Below are 1,561 nucleotides of genomic sequence, written 5' to 3' on the forward strand. Positions count from 1 at the left end.
GCGGGCCGAGATCGATCTCGACCCGTCCTGCGGTGACGTGTACGAACTCGTCTTCGGCGTGAGAAAAGAAGTCGCCGACCTCCGGGTTGGCGCCCACCACCTCCATCGGGTGGAAACGCCGCCGACCGGTGACGAGCATCCGTGCCTCGCCTTCGCCGTAGTGCCCGGTAGCCCCGGCATCGGCACGCACCAGCGCGACTGGCGACTGGTCGAGGTCGAGTTCGTCAGCGAGCAACTCGAGCTGGCTCGACCCGAGGGCGCGGGCGATCTTCTCGAGCGACCCGATGCTCGGCCGCGCGAGCCCGCGTTCGAGCTGACTGAGGAAGGGATGCGAGAGTTCGGCACTCTCGGCCAGCTGCACGAGCGTCAACCCCCGCGCGTGCCGGAGTCGCCGGATGCGGGCTCCGATGCGCTCGGCCTGCACGTCCGGCTCGACATCGACGCTTACGGGCACGCCACCGAGTATCACCCGTCTCGCGGCGAGGAACGAACCGGGAACAAGGAATTAATACGCGGAAACGGTCGCGATACACGCCGGAAACGCAACCTCCGTAGCGTCACCAGTGTTGAGCGCATCAACATTCCCCTGGCTGCCCGGCGCTGCGTAGCTTCCCCTTCGATTACCCGCCGGAGTCACGTTTGAGCTCGCTGCCTCGCCCCCTGAGGGTCCTGAGGAATGCCACGCTCGCGGACGGGTCGGTCGTCGACGTCGAACTGGCCGGCGGGCTCGTGGTCTCGACACGCCCCGCTGCGCGGGACTACTCGACCACCGAAGCGGCCGACGAACTCGACCTCACCGGCTTCGTGCTGCTTCCGGCTCCCGCCGAACCCCACGCCCACCTCGACAAGGCACGGTCGTGGGACCTCATCGCCCCGCCGATGGGTGACCTGGTGAAGGCGATCGAGTCGTGGCACGCGTTCTCGGATGCGATGACGGTGGAGTCGATCGCCGACCGCGCCCGCGCCCAGGCCCTCGCGATGCTGCGCAACGGCACCACCGCCATCCGCTGCCACGTCGACCTCCTGCCGGGACCCGACCCGCTGCGCGGCGCGCGGGCGCTGCTTCAGGTGCGCGACGAGCTACGCGACCTGCTCGACCTCGAACTCGTCACCCTGTGCACCGACCTCGTTCCCGACGCGGTGATCGAGGAGGCCCTCGACCTCGGCCTCGACCTCGTCGGCGGTGCGCCGCACCTCGCATCGGACCCGCTCGGCGAGGTACGGCGCCTGCTCGCGATCGCGGAAAGCCGCGGAGTCGGCGCCGACTTGCACACCGACGAGGCACTCGACGGTGAGCTGACGATCCTCGAGTTCGCCCGGATCGTCAGGGACTGGGATGTTTCCGTCTCGGCGGGCCATTGCGTGCGGCTGGGAACTCTCGAGCCCGGCGAACTCGCCGAGGTGGTGGATGCCGTGCTCGCGAGCGACATCGGCATCATCACCCTGCCGATCACCAACCTCTACCTGCAGGGCTGGGAGCACGCGGTCGCCACCCCGCGCGGCCTCACCGCCGTACGCGCCCTGCTGGATGCCGGGGTGCGGCTGGGCGCGGGCGCCGACT

2 protein-coding genes are annotated in these 1,561 nt (G+C 69.4%); one reads left to right on the forward strand and one right to left on the reverse strand.

Annotated elements, in window-relative coordinates:
- Nucleotides 1–454, reverse strand: a 454-nt coding sequence (locus RMO30_RS08540; RefSeq protein WP_309711985.1) for a helix-turn-helix transcriptional regulator, incomplete at its 3' end; no start/stop codon positions are given.
- Between the two features lie 185 nt (nucleotides 455–639).
- Here RMO30_RS08540 and RMO30_RS08545 point away from each other — a divergent pair.
- On the forward strand, nucleotides 640–1,561 hold a 922-nt coding region (locus RMO30_RS08545), incomplete at its 3' end, for an amidohydrolase family protein (RefSeq protein ID WP_309711988.1).

Source organism: Pseudolysinimonas sp. (genome assembly GCF_031389465.1).
In the GTDB taxonomy this organism is placed as follows: domain Bacteria; phylum Actinomycetota; class Actinomycetes; order Actinomycetales; family Microbacteriaceae; genus Pseudolysinimonas_A.